Source organism: Pseudoalteromonas sp. T1lg23B, assembly GCF_002964665.1.
In the GTDB taxonomy this organism is placed as follows: domain Bacteria; phylum Pseudomonadota; class Gammaproteobacteria; order Enterobacterales; family Alteromonadaceae; genus Pseudoalteromonas.
Window position 1 is genome coordinate 144,082 of sequence record NZ_PQBZ01000007.1, and the last position, 18,307, is coordinate 162,388.

At 47.4% G+C, this 18,307-nt stretch carries 6 protein-coding genes; 3 read left to right on the plus strand and 3 right to left on the minus strand.

All coding sequences use genetic code 11. The features are described 5' to 3' along the window. Positions 1 to 3 precede the first annotated feature (3 nt). Positions 4 to 3,888 carry a phosphoribosylformylglycinamidine synthase gene (gene purL, locus C2M32_RS03495; protein ID WP_105167128.1) on the minus strand — a complete coding sequence of 1,295 codons (3,885 nt, stop codon included), beginning with the start codon at positions 3,886 to 3,888 and terminating at the stop codon, positions 4 to 6. A gap of 228 nt (positions 3,889 to 4,116) precedes the next feature. Between purL and mltF the strand changes: the two genes are divergently transcribed. Together mltF and C2M32_RS20615 are read left to right on the plus strand one after the other, a co-directional pair. Beyond that, positions 4,117 to 5,484 (plus strand): membrane-bound lytic murein transglycosylase MltF, encoded by a 1,368-nt coding sequence (mltF, locus tag C2M32_RS03500; protein ID WP_105167129.1) that lies wholly within the window; start codon positions 4,117 to 4,119, stop codon positions 5,482 to 5,484. A gap of 92 nt (positions 5,485 to 5,576) precedes the next feature. Then, the gene (locus tag C2M32_RS20615; RefSeq protein ID WP_170829113.1) at positions 5,577 to 5,735 is read left to right on the plus strand and encodes a hypothetical protein; all 159 of its coding nucleotides are present in this window, start codon (positions 5,577 to 5,579) and stop codon (positions 5,733 to 5,735) included. Here C2M32_RS20615 and tadA read toward each other — a convergent pair. Beyond that, on the minus strand, positions 5,726 to 6,229 hold the full coding sequence (gene tadA, locus C2M32_RS03505; RefSeq protein ID WP_105167130.1) for a tRNA adenosine(34) deaminase TadA: 504 nt from the start codon (positions 6,227 to 6,229) through the stop codon (positions 5,726 to 5,728). The genes C2M32_RS20615 and tadA overlap by 10 nt on opposite strands. 266 nt (positions 6,230 to 6,495) lie before the next feature. Here tadA and C2M32_RS03510 point away from each other — a divergent pair, with 266 nt between their 5' ends. Further along, positions 6,496 to 7,800, plus strand: a complete 1,305-nt coding sequence (locus C2M32_RS03510; RefSeq protein ID WP_105167131.1) for an inosine/guanosine kinase — start codon at positions 6,496 to 6,498, stop codon at positions 7,798 to 7,800. Positions 7,801 to 7,878: 78 nt separating this feature from the next. On the opposite strand, the gene C2M32_RS03515 is transcribed toward C2M32_RS03510, so the two are convergent. Beyond that, positions 7,879 to 18,307: tandem-95 repeat protein (locus C2M32_RS03515; protein WP_442792690.1), on the minus strand; the 10,429-nt coding region annotated here is incomplete at its 5' end.

Here is an 18,307-nt window from a genome sequence, read left to right on the forward strand (position 1 = left end):
CGATTAACCCACGTTTTTACGTGCGTTACGGAACATGCGCATCCAAGGGCTATCTTCTTGCCACTCATCAGGGTGCCAAGAGTTCGCCACCGCGCGGAATACACGCTCAGGGTGTGGCATCATCACCGTGGCACGGCCATCCGTTGACGTAATACCCGTGATCCCTTCCGGTGAACCGTTCGGGTTATTTGGATACTGTGTGGTTGGATTACCATAGTTGTCTACGAACTTCACCGCCACTGTGCCTGAGCTAAGCGCAGCTTGTACTGCACCTGCATTGGCAAACTCAGCATGACCTTCACCGTGCGATACCGCGATTGGCATACGAGAGCCCGCCATACCATCGAAGAATACCGATGGGCTGTTTTGTACTTCAACCAAGCTGAAACGTGCTTCAAAGCGCTCAGATTTATTGGTTACAAAACGCGGCCAGTGTTCAGTGCCTGGAATAAGCTCTTTAAGCGTCGACATCATCTGACAGCCGTTACACACACCTAAGCTGAAGGTGTCTTGGCGCTCGAAGAAGTTCTTAAACTGCTCACGAGCCATGTCGTTGAATAGGATAGACTTCGCCCAACCTTCACCAGCACCCAATACGTCACCGTATGAGAAACCGCCACACGCCACTAAACCTTTAAACTGTTCAAGCGTTAAACGCCCTTCCAAAATGTCGCTCATGTGTACATCAACCGCTGCAAATCCTGCACGGTTAAATGCCGCGGCCATTTCAAGGTGAGAGTTAACGCCCTGCTCACGCAAGATAGCCATCTTAGGTTTAGCGCCCGTTGCGATGTACGGTGCAGCAATATCTTCGTTGATATCAAAGCTCAGTTTTACATTTAAACCTGGGTCTTTGGCATCAAACTTAGCATCAAATTCTTGCTTGGCGCACTCAGGGTTATCACGTAGTGCCTGCATCTGGTAAGTAGTCTCAGCCCAGATAGTACGTAACTCGGTACGAGTGTTGCTCAGCAGCGCGTTACCCGCACGGTTAAATACGATGCTGTCATCGTTGTTTAACGTACCAATCTGGTGGCTGATAGCAGCCAAACCGTGTTGTGCTAGTACGGCGTTTACAGCGCTTAGGTCTTCATTGCGAACCTGAATAACCGCACCCAGTTCTTCGTTATACAACACTTCAATGTCACTACCTGATAGCGCATCAAGGTCTACCGTGACACCAGTGTGGCCCGCAAACGCCATTTCAGCAACGGTTGTGAATAAACCACCGTCTGAGCGGTCGTGATAAGCCAATAGTTTGTCATCAGCTACAAGGCTCTGCATCGCATTGTAGAAACCTTTAAGTAATTCCGGGCTATCTACATCAGGGGTTTTATCACCTAGTTGCTTATAAACCTGTGCAAGGCTTGATGCGCCCATGCGGTTTTGGCCGGCACCTAAGTCAACCAAGATAAGCGATGTATCACCTTTATCTGTGCGCAGCTGTGGTGTTACCGTTTTGCGAATATCTTCAACACGACCAAATGCGGTGATGATCAACGACAACGGAGCCGTTACCGACTTTTCTTCGCCGTTGTCTTGCCACGTGGTCTTCATCGACATTGAGTCTTTGCCCACTGGGATGGTTAAACCAAGCGCAGGACACAGCTCTTCACCTACTGCTTTAACCGCTTCATAAAGACCTGCATCTTCACCCGGGTGGCCCGCTGCCGCCATCCAGTTTGCAGATAGCTTAATGTTTTCTAAGCCACCAATGTTTGCGCAAGCTATGTTAGTCAACGACTCAGCCACAGCCAAACGCGCCGACGCACCATAGTTAAGTAGCGCCGCAGGTGTGCGTTCACCCATTGACATTGCTTCACCATGGTAAGTATCAAACGCAGCCGCCGTCACCGCACAGTTTGCAACTGGCACCTGCCAAGGACCAACCATTTGGTCACGTGCAACTAAACCCGTTACCGTTCTGTCACCGATGGTGATCAAGAAAGTTTTTTCTGCGATAGCTGGTAAGCGTAATAAACGTTTTGCCGCCTCTTGTACATCAATACTTTGCATATCTAACGCGCGACCTTGTGCACGTTGTGATGTTACATCACGGTGCATTTTTGGTGCTTTACCTAGCAGGACATCCAGTGGTAAATCCACTGGGTTGTTATCAAAGTGGCTATCTGCAACCGTTAGATGACGCTCTTCTGTCGCTTCACCAATGACCGCATATTGCGCACGCTCACGCTTACAAATCGCTTCAAAACGAGCAAAATCTTCAGCGGCAACCGCTAGCACATAACGCTCTTGAGATTCGTTACACCAGATCTCGTGCGGTGCCATGCCCGGCTCATCGTTTGGAATGTTACGTAATTGGAACTTACCGCCACGACCACCGTCGTCGACTAATTCAGGGAATGCGTTAGATAACCCACCCGCACCAACATCGTGGATGAAGGCAATTGGGTTTGCATCGCCAAGCTGCCAACATTTATCGATAACTTCCTGACAACGACGCTCCATTTCTGGGTTCTCACGCTGAACGGATGCAAAGTCCAAATCTTCATTTGATTGGCCTGATGCCATCGAAGAGGCTGCACCACCACCAAGACCAATGTTCATTGCAGGGCCACCAAGCACAACGAGTTTTGCACCCACTGGGATCTCACCTTTTTGAACATGCTCGTTGCGGATATTACCTAGGCCACCTGCCAACATGATAGGCTTGTGATAACCACGTACTTCTTCACCGTTGTGACTATTTACTTTTTCTTCGTATGTACGGAAATAACCAAGCAAGTTTGGACGACCAAACTCGTTGTTAAACGCGGCGCCACCAAGAGGGCCTTCGGTCATAATATTCAGTGCATTTACGATACGACCCGGCTTACCAAAGTCGCTTTCCCACGGCTGTTCAAAACCAGGAATACGTAAGTTTGATACCGTAAAGCCAACTAAGCCCGCTTTTGGCTTAGAGCCGCGACCCGTTGCGCCTTCGTCACGAATTTCACCACCAGAGCCCGTTGAGGCACCTGAGAATGGTGCAATGGCCGTTGGGTGGTTGTGTGTTTCAACCTTCATCAGAATTTCGATATCTTCCTGATGATACGCATATTCACCATCTTGATTTGGGAAGAAACGACCCGCCTTCGAGCCCTTCATTACCGCTGCGTTATCTTTATATGCAGACAGCACATTTTCAGGGTGTGTTTCGTAGGTGTTTTTGATCATTTTGAACAATGACTTAGGCTGCTGCTGTCCGTCGATGGTCCAATCTGCGTTAAATATTTTGTGACGACAATGCTCTGAGTTTGCTTGCGCAAACATAAATAATTCGATGTCGTTCGGGTTACGCCCTAACTTTTGGAAGTTTTCTACCAGATAGTCGATTTCATCTTCAGCTAATGCAAAGCCCTGCTCAATGTTGGCATTAACCAGTGCTTCACGACCACCGCCTAGAATATCAACCGATGACATTGGGCGAGGCTCGTCTACTTTGAATAGTAAAGCCGCATCTTCTAGCTGACTATGTGTAGCTTCGGTCATGCGGTCGTGTAATAACGCCGCAACGTGCGCTAACTGTTCAGCGCTCAGTTCACCCTCAACGTAATAGGCGATGCCACGCTCAACACGGTGAACCTGACTCAAACCACAGTTATTTGCGATATCGGTCGCTTTTGATGCCCAAGGAGAAATCGTGCCTGGACGAGGAGTGACTAAAATCAACTGCCCCTGCGGTTCGTGTTCCGCAATCGTAGGACCATATTTCAATAACTTGTTTAACTTAACCAGTTCAGTCTCGCTAAGCTCAGCGGTTAAATCAACAAAATGCATAAATTCGGCATACACACCTGAAACAGGTAAGTTTGCATCCGCGCAGTTTTTAAGGACTTTTTGAACTCTAAAATCAGACAGTGCAGGCGCACCACGTAGGATCAACATAGGTATTTTCATCCGGGGTTAGGGATTGAACGATATTTAGGGTCGCTATTATAGTAGAAATGTTGGCTGGGTTTAACACTAATAATGCCAAAACTCGCAAAAATACCTCTTTTTAACGTAAATCCATATAGTTATACGTTATTAAAAGTCCAGCGAAGGATAAATTTTGCGTTCGCAAGCAAAGTTAGCTAACGTGAAATACAAGGCTTTCCCCAATCAGGAGAACATATGCACGCATTCAAGTGGCTACTGGCCATTGTTATGTTCGTTATCCTGTGTGGATGCGAAAAGACACCAAAAAACCAGCTGGAACTGATTAAACAAAAACAAGTGATCCGCGTGGGTACGCTGGCAGGGCCGGGTAATTACTTTCAGGCCCGAAACGGTGAACAGGGCTACGAGTATGAGCTCAGTGCAGAGTTTGCCGATTTCTTGGGGGTCAGGCTGCAAATGGTGCCATTTTTCAGCCTGCCAGAGATGTTTGCCCGCTTAAATAAAGGTGATTTGGATTTAATCGCCTCAGGTCTGAGCTATCACCCAGACAGAACAGAACTATATCGTTTTGGTCCGAGTTATCGTTCCATCAGCCAAAAGCTCGTATACAAACAAGGCCGTACCAGACCTCGAAGCATCGAAGACATAGACAAACCCATTACCGTGTTGGCCGGCTCTAGTCACGTACTCACCTTGCAAGCACTCAGACAACAGCACCCATCTTTAGACTGGCTCGCTATCAGCGACATGGATGAAGAAGAGCTGCTGCTTGCAATTATTGATGAACAGATAGATTACACTATTGCAGATTCCCACACTCTTGCTCTGTTTCGCCGTTATCACCCCACGGTTAGTATTGGCTTTTCAATCACTAGAGGCGACCCCATTTCATGGGTACTGCGCAATGACAATGATGATTCGCTCTACGCGCTATTATTACCTTTCTTTGCGCAGTTAAATAAAACCGATGTACTTTATACCCTTGAAGAAAAATACTACGGCCATATCTCTTCATTTAACTATGTTAATGCATTGGCATTCGTTGAAGCAGCTCATGAGGTTTTACCCACCTATCAAGCATGGTTTAAGAAATATGCGAAAAACATAGATTGGCGTCTACTCGCTGCACTAAGCTATCAAGAGTCCATGTGGGATCCAAGGGCTAAATCACCCACAGGTGTGCGTGGAATCATGATGCTGACTCAGCCTACCGCCAAACAAGTTGGGGTCACAAATCGCCTTGAGCCAGAGCAAAATATTCGCGGTGGCGCAGATTATTTAGCAAAATTATTGAAGCGTATTCCCAAAAGAATTGCCTACCCAGATAGAACCTGGTTCGCGTTAGCTTCGTATAACGTTGGCTGGGGGCACGTGAAGGACGCTAGGATCATTACCCAGCAACAAGGGGCTGATCCTGACAGTTGGGCTGATGTAAAAAAACGACTACCGTTGCTGATAAAAAAGCGCTACTATCGAAAGACCAAATATGGATATGCGCGCGGAGATGTTGCGGTACAGTATGTTGACAACATCCGACGCTACTACGATGCATTGGTCTGGTTAGACGAAAATAATGCACTCGATGTAACTTCTGGCAAATAGCTTGCTTCCTAATCATGAAGTGTCATTAAACTGCAATGTAGAGTTGTAATGCTGCCCGCGTGCTTTTCTCTCACACATATAAGGAGGTTCTGATGCTAAAAAGACGTCGAACTCATCAATTTAAACGTAATACACGACATACTTCTCCAAACAGACGTCGTGTCATGCTCAAAAACGCACACAAAAAAGTGCTACTACGAAGAAAGCTATTTGCCTTGTTGCAAATGGAAGAAATGGCGGCTCAACCTTGAGTCGCTTTTTTTAACTTTTTTGCGGCCTTGATCTCTTGGCGGCGGCGTTTAAAGAATGCCGATAGTTTATCGCTACACTGCTCAGCAAGTACCCCCTCCGTTACCTCCAGTTGATGGTTTAGTCTGGGCTCTTTGACAAGATTCATAATTGACCCTGCCGCACCCGTTTTGGCATCTTTGGCACCGAACACAACGCGCTTTAAGCGGCTATGTACCAATAGTCCAGCACACATAGGGCAAGGTTCCAGCGTCACATACAAAGTACAATCTACTAATCGATAATTTTCTAGCACCTTGCCTGCTTCACGAATGGCCTGCATTTCAGCATGGGCGGAAGGGTCATGCTGGCAAATAGATTGATTCCATCCCGCCGAAATCAATTTATTGTCTTTTACAACCACCGCACCAACAGGGATTTCATCCTGTTGCTCTGCTTTATCGGCATATATCAGTGCCTGAGACATCCAGTATTGATCTTGTTCTTGCTCGTTCATGAAGGTTAAATTTAATAAAAGTATCGCTGTTTAGTATATCGTGAACAGGCCGTACGATAAACCTATACCCCTGTTCGCTAGAGCCAATGAGTGCGCCATTCGAGTTGATAGCTATTTTAGGTAAATTCACTTATAAACTGATTATTTTTCGTCATATTAGTGCAATCATCCTAGAAAATCGCAAAATCACATGGCCCTTGAGGCTACACTTAAGCTATAATTCGCCGCTTTTTTTATTTCCTGAGCTCAACACACACGGGTAAAACATGAAATTTCCGGGACGCCGTAGGCATAAACATTATTTTCCAGTGGAAGATAAAGACCCACTAATCAACCAGTTAGGTAATGATAGCGGTTTAAAGCACAGTTATATTTGTGGCATAGACCAAATCGTTGTTGATATCGAAGCAAAAGTTGATCAAGCCTTCTTAGATGAATTTGGTCTACAACGCGGTATGTCGCAAGTGATCGAAAGCGACATTACCAATGCGCTTTATGAACGCCTAAAACGCGACAACATGATTGATTACGAATTTGCTGGCGGCACCATAGGCAATACAATGCACAATTACTCAGTCTTGGCAGATGACCGTTCGGTACTGCTGGGTGTTATGAGTGAAAACATTAAAGTGGGTAGCTATGCCTACAAGTTTTTGTGCAATACCTCAAGCCGAGTTGATTTGAATCATCTACAACCAGTTGATGGTCCAATTGGTCGTTGCTTTACACTAATAGATGACAGCGGTGAGCGTACCTTCGCCATCAGTGCTGGATTAATGAACCATCTACGTCCAGAATCGATTTCTCAATCTTTAATTGAGAATGCATCGGCACTTGTGATCAGCGCCTATTTGATGCGCACCACCGCTGATGAAACCATGACACAAGCCACGTTACAAGCTGTGCATTATGCGAATCAGGCAGGTGTGCCTGTGGTGTTGACTTTGGGCACCAAGTTCCTCATTGAACAAGACCCTCAATGGTGGGCTGAGTTTGTTGAGAAGCACGTCGATATTCTCGCTATGAATGAAGAAGAAGGCGAAGCAATTACAGGCTTTAATGATCCATTACTTGCCGCTGACAAAGCGCTTGATTGGGTTGACCTTGTGATTTGTACCGCTGGGCCAAGAGGGTTATTTATGGCCGGCTATGTAGATGATAGATTCAAACGCGAAACCGAATATCCGTTGTTGCCAGGAGCGATTGCTGAATTTAATCGCTACGAGTTCTCTCGCGGAATGCGCAAAGCCGACTGTAAAAACCCAATTCGAGCATACAGTCACACCGCACCATATATGGGCGGCCCTGACACGATTAAGAACACCAACGGCGCAGGTGACTGTGCTTTAGCTGCGGTGTTACATGACTTATCTGCAAACGAGTACCACAAACTAAATGTGCCCAACTCGGCCAAGCATGAACAACAGGCAATCACCTATTCTTCTTTGGCACAAATTAGCAAATATGCCAACCGCGCAAGCTATGAAGTATTGGTACAACACTCTCCTCGCCTCTCTCGTGGTTTACCTGAGCGTGAGGATTCACTAGAACAATCTTATTGGGATAAGTGACCGAGTTAATTTAAGCGCACAGTGCTTCATACTGAAACAAAAAAGCCCCTCAAGAGGGGCTTTTTGGTTCACGAATTACTAGAACCGATATTGTACGCTCAAGGCTATTTCATCAATGTCATTCTTTGACACAAAGTAGTAGCTATAATCTAGCCCTAAAGTTACTTCGGTTGAGATAGCATAATGGATACCAGCACCTAAATAAGCGCTCGTGCCATCGTCTTCATATTTTTGCGAGACGCTGCCATCACGCACACTGTCAATTTCATACTGCCAGTTAAACGCGCCAAAAAAGATTTTACCCTCAAATTGATTTGCTAAGCTCTTTGAGTAATCAACTTGGACTGATATTCCCTCAGGCAATACAGGCGCAACATCCGCCAACATACCCTGTGCTTGACTAGGGTCGCTCACACTCCCTGAAAAACTAACACTGGCTTCACCTAAGTTGATATACCGAATACCGGCATGCCAGTTTGGCGCAAAGTTGTAAAACGCCCCCAAAGACCAGCTGGTTCCCTTGTCATCAATGTTTACCATTGCTATTTCAGGCTGAGTGATTTGAGCATCGGCGGTTGCTTGACCGATTGAACCTGTGACCCTCCAATCAGAAGCTTGAGCTGCTGTATTAACTACAAAAGCACTGCTCACCAATGCAAATGCTGGTAGCAACGACTTTTTACGACGGATAAACATGGCTGATGTTAGTAACACGAGTAGCCCTCCAAATGAGCCTGATGAACTGTTAGTAATTGTTGTATTTTCCTGTGTATTTAGGGTCACGGTCACACTCAGCATACCTTGTGATGTCGCACCAAACTCATCGCGAACCACATAAGTGATGGTATCGGTGCCACTAAACCCAGCTTGTGGCGTATAGGCCAATGTATTATCTACATTCACCGTAACACTACCGTGCTCAGCTGTTGCTGACACTAGATACAGAGCGGTTCCTTCTGGGTCACTGTCATTAGCGAGTACATCAATCACTAATGCAGAGCCGTTCGATACCGCAGTGTCATCTACCGCCACTGGCGCCTGATTAGTAGTAATAGAAACCGTAGCAGTACTGTAAGACGTGCCTCCTTGACCATCTGTAATACTGTATTGGATCATCGCTTCACCAACAAACAACGTAGGCGGTGTATAGTGCAATTGATTGTCTTGCACTATCACGGTGCCAAAATCAACCGTAGCGCCCGTTACGGATAACGTATCTCCATCTGCATCGCTATCATTGCTGAGTACATCAATGACGATGGTTTGTCCTGAAACTATCGCTACCGAATCAGCGTTGGCCTCTGGGAAATTATTGTTAGTAACCGGTACTGCAATACCGCCTGGGTCAACAATCACACCGTTAGCTATGCCATCGTCATCGTTTGGTCCACCATCCACAATGTTTAGCTGCACACACCAACTGCCTTCAATCAAACCGACAGTCCATAGACTATCTCCGGGAGGTGGGCAGAAGCCCGGTTCGCCCTGCGTTGTTAGCACCTGGTTTTGCTCATCAATGACAAAGTCATGCCATACACCGTCTTTGAGTTTTCTATACACAGAACCTAACGGCACAGGTACACGCTGTGGTAACACGATACTATAAGTATCCCCTTCTTGCGGTAAGCCTGTCGCGATATAGTCAAATACGCCACCGATATTTCTCGCATTCGGGTCATCTGGTAGCTCACTATTGAACAACTCTAAACCACCCGTTTGGTTTTGTGATACCGTTGCACCTTTGCGTAAACACACTCCAGGATCACCTTCCACCAAGAATTGTGTTGCTTCAAGCGCGCGCTCCTGCATTACGTTACACTCAGAAATCGCATCTTGATAGTCAGGAATACCATCACCATCTGAGTCGGTATACCCTTCTTGTGCATCAGGAATTAAATCACCATCGGAGTCTGTATCTCCAAGCTGGTCGAGTGATTCAATGACCTCAATGTACACATCTTTTTGTGTTGATAAGCTCGGTGTTCCATCATCTTTAGCAGTAACTTTCACTTTATAGATACCCGTTGCCACATTCAGCGGACTGAATATGAACTGCTCAGGGTTAGGTGAAATGTTCACCAAAGGCGCACTCGTTTGCCACGAGATGCTGACCTGATCGGTAAGGTTAGTGTCTGTGGCAATAGCCGAAATGGTCACATCGTTATCCGTTGCAGTCACCAACTCTCGCTCTTCGCCTGACTGAAGCACGGTTGTCTCAAGCGATGGCGCGATATTCGTCTCCGAAATTGTTACTGTCGACGAAGAACGCGTGCCCACATTCAGACTGCTATCTAGAGTGATCACTATGGTTTCATTGCCTTCGACTTCACTATCGGCGAATGTTTCAAACTCAATGTGGGTTAGGAAGCCAGAGTTAATCACCACCTCACCCGATAACAAGTCATGATCCGCACTGTCCGCCGTACCTGATACGGTATACGGGATTGTTACCGGATAACTGGGCGAACGACCATTTAGGTAAACCGCAACTCTGTGCTTATTACCTTCGGCAATTCGGCTGTTTTTCTGTAGTGATATCAAAGGATTCACATTTACATTCTGACTGACAGTCGCCTGTAAACCTTGCCCATCAGTCGCTTGCCAGTACGCAATGTTCGGACCCGGTGCAAACAGAGGGAATCCATTTAACAACGACACTGGAAGCGTATTGCCCTGAGAGTCTGTGGCCACCGCTGTACCTAAATCCACTTTGGTAAATAAGCCTGTAGCATTCACAGTAACATCATTTGGTGCAATGATGGTCGGTGCTTGACCGCCTCCAGCATTACTAATACTCACCATCGCTTTGGCCGATGCCCTTGCTTTGCCTTCATCTTCAATGACGTAGTTAACCACTATCGGGCCTTGTGCATTGGGCACAGCCTGATAAGTCAGAGTATTGCCACTAATGCTAACACTGCCCAGCGATGCTTTTGCTCCGATGATGCTCAGCACCCCGCCATCTGGATCGGAGTCATTATCCAGCACAGTTAGGCTATATTGATTGCTTGGTACAGCTGTGAACGTAAACGCATCATCAATTGCAATTGGTGCGTCGTTTACTGACACAACATTTATACTCACAATCGCCACATCAGATTGTAACTCTCCGTCCGAGGCGACATAGCTGAAGCTATCTGAACCATTGAAGTTTGGCAGTGGTGTATAGGTCAAGACCGTTCCTTGCACTGATGCGACACCATTTTGTGGTAAGCCTTGCAGCTCAATGGTTAACGTATCACCGTCGGCGTCACTGACGTCTGCTACAAAGCTGGTTGTACCATCTTCATTCACACTGCGCTGCATATTGTTGGCAATTGGTGCGGCATTTACGGCGACAACAGTGATATCAAACGCGTCGAGGCTAGCCTGTAATTCACCATCACTCACTGCTATCACAATCCCAGTGTATGTGCCCACATCGTCAATATTTGGGGTGCCTGTCAGAGCCCCCGTAGTGGTGTCAAAACTTGCCCAACTTGGTGCATTTTCAATGCTAAAAGTTAAGTTCTCAGAGTCAACATCTGTCGCTTGTGGTGTGAAACTGTATTGTTCATCCTGATTAACCGATGTACTGGGTGTTCCTGAGATCTCTGGCGCATCATTCACTGCACTCACAACAATATTAAACGCCGCCAATGAAACCGTATTTTGGCCATCACTGACTGACAGTAAAATATCTGAGTAAGTACCTTGCTGGCCTTCTACAGGTGTGCCTGAGACCTCACCCGTCGCGCTGTTAAAGCTTGCCCAAACTGGCAAGTTGGTCACGCTAAAGGTCAAGGTATCTCCATCCGCATCACTAGCAGTCGGAACAAAACTGTATGCTTCGTCTTCATTCGCTGTGGTGGCCGGTGTACCCGAGATAACAGGCACATCATTCACAGAGTCTACCGTTATAGTCACCGTGGCTTGATTGGAAGCCAATCCCTCAGTGTCTTGGACGGTGTACGTAAAGCTGTCACTACCGAAGAAATTCGCATTGGGCGTGTAAAGAATACTGCCCGAAGCCTGTACCTGCGCGCTGCCTCCTTGTGGTCCCGTGATAACTGTTACACTTGATGCATTAAGCTGACTATCAACATCGGTATCATTACCCAACACGTTGATTTCGATGCTGCCGTCTTCAACTAATTGCGCGGTGTTATCTACAGCTACAGGCGCGTCATTCACAGCGCTAATGTTCACCGTAACGGTGGCTGGGTCTGAACGAAGGCCATCACTGTCTTCAACCGTGTAGGTAAAGGCGAGCACACCATTTTGATCTTGATTCGGTGAAATTGTTAATACGCCATCCGCACCGACTGATACGTTGGCAAGCGTGTAAACTCCTGCGCCGTTACCTTGATCTTGCAGCTCAATATCCGCTCCAACAAAACCACTATCTTCAACATCTGAATCATTGTTTAGAATAGCTAACGTTGTTGCCGTGTCTTCGTTGGTGGTTGTAGAGTCATCTCCCGCAACTGGGCGGTCGTTCACAGCACCGATATTGACTGAAATGGTTGCGATATTTGATTGTCCACCTTCACTATCAAGTATTGAATAAGTGAAGCTGTCGGCCCCCGTTTCATTGGCACTTGGTGTGTATGTGAGTGTCCCGGCTGTTTGATCAATACTTACACTACCTTTGCTCGGTTGTGTTTCAAGCGTGATATTACCCGTTGGATTCGTGTCTTCTACATCGCTGGCACTGGCTCTAATTGTCAATGCCGAGGTAGCCGTATCCTCATCAATGTTAGGGGTAAAATCAGCCGCCACTGGCAGGTCATTGACAGCCGTGATGGTAATAGAAACCGTTGCTTCATTTGATTCGGCTTGGGTTGAATCTTTAACTGTGTAAGTAAATGAGTCAGACCCATTGGCGTTGGCATTTGGTGTATAGGTAATCGTACCATTGCTTACCGATACTTGCCCCTGAGTCGGTGATGTTTTCACGACCACAGATGATGCAACCATATTGTCTTCAGGATCACTGTCGTTTGACAGAACGTTGAGCGAATCAGCAGTATCTTCAAGTGTAGTCAGGGTATCATTTACTGCTGTAGGCGCATCTTCCACCGCATTCATACTAATAGTCACAGTATAAACTGGTGAGCTGGCACTATTGCTGTCCTCAACATGGTAAGTGAAACTATCCGTATGATTTTCACTACCACCATGCACATAGCTAAAGCTACCATCGCTACTGAGCGTAAGCGTGCCATATTGAGGGTCGCTGTCTTTCACTATGGTTAAGGTATCACTGGAGTCCAGATCATCATCATCAGCCAAACTCAATAAACCATTACTACTATCGGCGGATGCTGTGCCCCCCTCATCAATGGTATAGCTGGTATCTTGCCCTGTTGGCGCATCATTGGTGTTAACAACTTCAATGCTAAAGGCGCTAAGGCTTGCCGAATCTGAACCATCACTAACCGATATTTGGATATTAGATGTTGTGCCCACATGGCTATCGTCTGGCGTACCTGTCAACGCCCCCGTGCTCGTATCAAAACTTGCCCAAGTAGGCTGGTTGGTAATGCTAAAGGTGTGCGTATCACCTGAATCCGAGTCAGTTAATGTGGGAGTAAAACTGTAAGCGCTGTCTTCATTCACACTGGTTGCAGGCGTACCAGAGAGCACAGGCACATCGTTATACTGTTTGGTTACGGTATCTGTAAACGCAGAGCTGTCATTACCTGCGGTATCAGTCACTGTCACTGAAAGTGTTAGTGTTCCTTCATCAAGGGCGGTTACATCAATTGCGGTAACTTGCTCAGATGCACTGGTGATAGAGGTTGCACTTGCGCTACTCACAGAGTTAGTACCATCGGAAATCTGATAAGTGAAGCTACCCGAACTCTCTAAGCCCGTTAATGTGAAGCTCATTGCCGCTTCGTTATCAGCATTGATAGTGCTTTGATCTATGCTTGCTGTCACCCCAGTTGGCGCGCTGGCATCTATCGTCACGCTTAAGCTTGCACTGTCTGCTGTGTTACCCGCGGTATCCGTCGCCCGTGCAGTCATTGCGTGTGCGCCAGAAGACAGGGCTGAGCTGGTTATGCTCCATACACCACCGCTAGCTACTACGCTGCCAACCGAACCATCAACATCTGAAATCAATGTAATGGTATCGCCTGTTGTGCCAGTACCTGTAAATGTTGCCGTTGTATCGTTGGTTAAATTATCCGTGTTAGATGTACCACTGTCACTGGCATCTGCTAAGTCTGGTGTACTTGGCGCCGACGGAGCTGTTGAATCTATCGTAACACTCAACGAACTCGAACTACTGCTCACATTATTAGCCGCATCTGTTGCCTTAGCTGTAATTGCGTGAGCAACACCGGAGGCTAGTGTGCTGGTGGTAATTTGCCAGTTACCTCCCGTGGCCGTTGCGCTACCAATAGAGGTTGCCCCTCCACCTACTTGGTCGCTATATAACGTCACCGTTGAACCGCTTTCTGCCGTACCACTAAAGGTTGGCGTGGTATCGCTAGTGATATTATCCGTACTTGACGCCCCTGTATCTGAACCTGCATCCAAGTCTGGTGTTGACGGTGCATTAGGCACAACATCATCAACTACTGTAATGGTGAATGACTCTTGATAGCTGGCCGAACCATCACTGGTTTGTACACAGATAACATAATCACCCGATGAAGTAGATGCTTGGGTTTGTAGTGTGCTACCTGTAAATTGGAAGCTGCCATTACCAGAACTGGCACTACAAGTTCCATTATCACTGGCGCCAGAGCTGACCAAACTGTAAGTATGGCTGTCAGCACTTTCCACATCTGTGGTACTGGCCGTTGCCACCGCGGCCGAGGCCCCCGTACTAGACTGATTAATGCTGGTTGCCGTCAGCGCAATATCGGTAGGTGCGTCATTCACCGCACTGATAGTCACCGTAGCCTGATTCGTACCTGTACTACCAGTGGTGCCATCGTTAAAGGTGTAGTTCAACGTAACCGATGAACTTGGGTCTTCTGAACTATTGCTATAGCCGATTGATTGCAATGTACTATCCACCAGCGCAGACGTTGCACTGCTATTGAAACTCAATACCAAGGTGCCTGATGAGTTGGTGGTAACCGTACCAATCGTTGTGCTGTTGTAAGTAAAGGTATTGCCTTGCACCAAAGTTCCGAGCAATCCAGTATTGCTAAATACGTCTTGTGAATTTGCACCACCAGAGCGCGCAATCGTCAAGGTGGCACCATCATAGTTACCATTGTTGCTATTTAGCGCATCAAGCTCGGTATCTGCAACGGTCACATCGGAGTCTATTGCCACTACGGAGCCGTTTTCAGTAAAGGTGCTGCCGCCATTCAGGCTACTAAACACAGGCGCTTCATTTGCAGCTGCAAATGTTATCAGTGTATCACTGCCTGAATCAGCCACGGTGTACACCAAGTCATTGCCCGGTGCATTAGTCAGTGTGATGAAAACCTCAGGACTTGCAAACGTGGTTGCATCAGTATCCACTTCAAACGTACCAGTACCATTGAAACGGACATTGTTCGTTGTCAGTCCTGTGATATTTGTAATTGTGATGGTATCGCCCGCAGCAAGGTCGGCAATGGTATCACCATTGAGGTCACCTGCCTCACCTGCAAAGTTATCATTACCATCATTACCCGTCATCGAGTCAGTACCAGCTCCGGGTCGAATGGTATCAGCACCACTGCCCCCTGTAATGGTGTCAGCACCGTCTAAATCAGTGGCAGAGATCTGAAGTACATCGTTCACAAACGCAGAAGCATTAATGGTTAAATCTGCGGTGATGGCACTACCACTGGTGTTGCTGACTGACACCGTTTGCCCATCCGCACTGAAATTATCTGTCAGCGTGATAGTAGCTGTATTGTTTGTGCCTATTGCAATACCTTCAATTGCCGAGACTGTCGTCGTAGAGAAATCAAATGTACCGCCATCCATCAGCTTTAATGTTTCACTACCTGCCCCACCTGTAATTGCGGTGGCAAAGTCGCCCAGATTAGCGGCATCGATTGAGACCGTTGCACCACTGTCCACACTAAGTGTACCGATGTTGGTGAATACCCCACCACTTACATCAGCGCCGTCTGTCACCTGAGCCTGATCAGCAACCGTTGCATCTCCCGTGAGCGTACCGGTATATGCGCTACCACCAATGGCAAAGGTGATGGCATCGGTCGTTGAAGTTGCGCTAACACTGGTTGTACCGCTCGACACCGTGATCGTTCTGGTATTGGTGCTGTCATCGCCAACACTGTAGGTTTCAATACCAGTCAGGGTGCTAAAGTCACCATCTCCACTGATGGTAATGGTTTCAGAGCCAGCTGCGGTTACAGTGCCAGTGAAGCTTTCATGTTGACTTGTTGTCATGGCAACTGAAGCACCAGAGGCTAAGGTAAGATTACTCACCGCCGAGATAGTTGCGCCGGTAATATCGGCGCCTGTGCTAAGTGACAGAGTATCCGCAACCGTGTTTTCACCCGTGATGGTGCCAGTATAAGTCAAAGAACCTAGGTCAAAAGTAATTGCATCGCTTGTTGATGTGCCAGTTACCGAGTGGCCTGCGCTACTGACGGTAACGGTACGGCTATTGGTTGAATCATCCGCTAAGGTATAGTTTTCAATGGCTGAAACTGTGGTTACATCACCATCTCCCGAGACCGAGAGTGACTCAGTACCACTGCCCGATACAGTGCCTGTAAATGAAGATAACTGAGACACCGTAACGGTAGCTGTACCATTACTACCCACCGAAAGGTTTTCAAAACCGCTGACCGTTGCCCCTGCAATGCTACCACCATCAGACACTGACAGGGTATCGGTACCACTGCCACCAGCCAAAGTACCAGTAGCCGTTAATGTGCCAACATTGACGGTGTCATTACCGCTACTGCCCGTCAGGTTTTGCGCTGCGCTACCTAGTGTGAAGGTATTCGCTGCTGACAGCACATAAGTTTCAATGGCGCTGTTACCTGTTAAACCATCGCTGGTATCACTGATGGTAATGGTTTCAGTGCCCGCCGCGGTGACGGTGCTAAAGCTATCATGTTGCGCTTCGGTCATCGTCACTGAGGCATTGTCACTCAAAGTCAGTGATTCGAAGCTGCTCAGCGTGGCGCCACTAATATTCGCGCCAGTATCGGCCTGTAATATGTCAGTGCCCGTACCACCTGAGAGCACACCCGTTGTGGTAAAGCCGACCACGTTAACGGTGTCAGCAGCGCTACTACCTGTCACATTTTGTGCCGCTGTGGCCATGGTAAAGGTCATTGCACCACCGAGCACATAGGTTTCAATGTCGCTATCACCTGTCAATGTCTGATCGCCATCAGCACTTGAAATCGTGAACTGGTTGGTGCCTGAGCCATTAATGGTCGTAAACGCATCGTGTTGCGTTTCTGTTAGGGTTAGCGACGCATCGTTATCTGGCGTTAAGGTTTCAAAGTTCGTCAGCGAGGTAAAGTTCGCTAGATTTGACCCCGTTGGAACAGCCAGCGTATCGGTGCCCGTACCACCGTCAGCGGTCGAGCCTGAGATATGCGTGGTATCGGCAATCGTGAGTGTTTCATCATCACTGGTAAAGGTAATGGCTGGAGACAAGTTTGTACCATTAGTTGTATTAAAACTGGCTGCGGTACTGCTTGCCGCGGTGACATTACTCACCGATACGGTTGCGGTGCGAGAAGTGCTATTGTCAGTACCATCATTGATCACCACGGTCACGGTTCTGGCCGTTTCGTTAGGCGAACTTGAGGTATTGTTGTAAGTAACCGCTTGTAAGAAGGTTTGTACTTCTGAGGCGCTCGCCGTTGCTCCTGAGATGGTAATAGTGTCTTGTAAAGTAATATCTGAAGAGCCAGAGATCCCCGTCAGTGCATCTTGTGCAGAAGCGGTAACATTTAAGCCCTCTGAGGCTCCATCTTGATCATTGGTCAGTGTCACGGTGATGGTGGTAATGGTATCACCATCCGCTTCTGTTACTGCTGCATTGGGGGCAATACTCACCGCTCCACCCGCTTCTGAGAATGATGCGCTACTGTCATCATTGCCAGAGCTAGAATCCAAATCCACAACAGGTGCGGTATTCGCTGTAGAGAAGTTAAAAGTGGTCTCGTCACTTATTCCCGCAAAACTATTACCTGCGGTATCATCCACCGCTGTAGCATCGATTTGAATCGCATAATTGCGGTTGCCTGTTAAGCTACTGGTAGGGTTTAGATAAATTTTGTCATTAGTGATACCAATACGGCCAGCACTTGGCGTAGTGGTTGTCCCATCGCTCTCAGTGGTCACACTGAATACTTCAAAGTCACTACTACCGCTTACATCACGAATGGTGATGTTGCCGCTGCCCAAGGCAATGCTTTCACTAAAGTCGATTACGATGTCATTACTGACCGATACATTAGTATCGCCATCACTGGGGGTAGAATTGGCGCTGTCAAACGTAGGCGCGGTAACATCCGCCGTTGTAAAATTAAAAGTGGTATCGTCGCTAATACCCGCGAAACTGTTGCCTGAGGTG

Coding starts and splice junctions, on each gene's coding strand:
- purL (WP_105167128.1), bottom strand. CDS start 3,888: ATGTTGATCCTACGTGGTGCGCCTGCACTGTCTGATTTTAGAGTTCAA.
- mltF (WP_105167129.1), top strand. CDS start 4,117: ATGCACGCATTCAAGTGGCTACTGGCCATTGTTATGTTCGTTATCCTG.
- C2M32_RS20615 (WP_170829113.1), top strand. CDS start 5,577: ATGCTAAAAAGACGTCGAACTCATCAATTTAAACGTAATACACGACAT.
- tadA (WP_105167130.1), bottom strand. CDS start 6,229: ATGAACGAGCAAGAACAAGATCAATACTGGATGTCTCAGGCACTGATA.
- C2M32_RS03510 (WP_105167131.1), top strand. CDS start 6,496: ATGAAATTTCCGGGACGCCGTAGGCATAAACATTATTTTCCAGTGGAA.